Genomic DNA, 430 nt, shown 5'->3' on the forward strand with positions numbered 1-430 from the left:
GGCCCAGGGTGGTGAGCGGTATTTTTTCTGTAATGAGCTGAATGAAAAAGGGGAGCCGGTGACCTGGCAGGGGCGGAAGTACCAGGCATACCCGATTGACGGCAGTGGCTTTGAGATGAACGGGAAGGGCAGCAGTGCCCGCCCGTCGCTGACGGTGTCGAATCTGTTTGGTCTGGTCACCGGGATGGCGGAGGACCTGCAGAGCCTGGTGGGGGCCACGGTGGTCCGCCGCCGGGTGTATGCCCGTTTTCTGGATGCGGTGAATTTTGTGGCGGGCAATCCGGAAGCGGACCCGGAGCAGGAGCTGAGCGACCGCTGGGTGGTGGAGCAGATGTCAGAGCTGACGGCCATGACAGCCTCGTTTGTGCTGGCAACACCGACCGAGACGGACGGGGCGCTGTTTCCTGGTCGCATCATGCTGGCGAACACC

1 protein-coding gene is annotated in these 430 nt (G+C 62.6%); it reads left to right on the top strand.

The genetic code is table 11. The features are described from left to right. Nucleotides 1-430 (top strand): phage minor tail protein L (locus C1I97_RS38835; RefSeq protein WP_111007432.1); only part of this gene is annotated, 430 nt, incomplete at both ends.

The organism is Streptomyces sp. NTH33, from assembly GCF_003236365.1.
GTDB lineage: Bacteria > Actinomycetota > Actinomycetes > Streptomycetales > Streptomycetaceae > Streptomyces.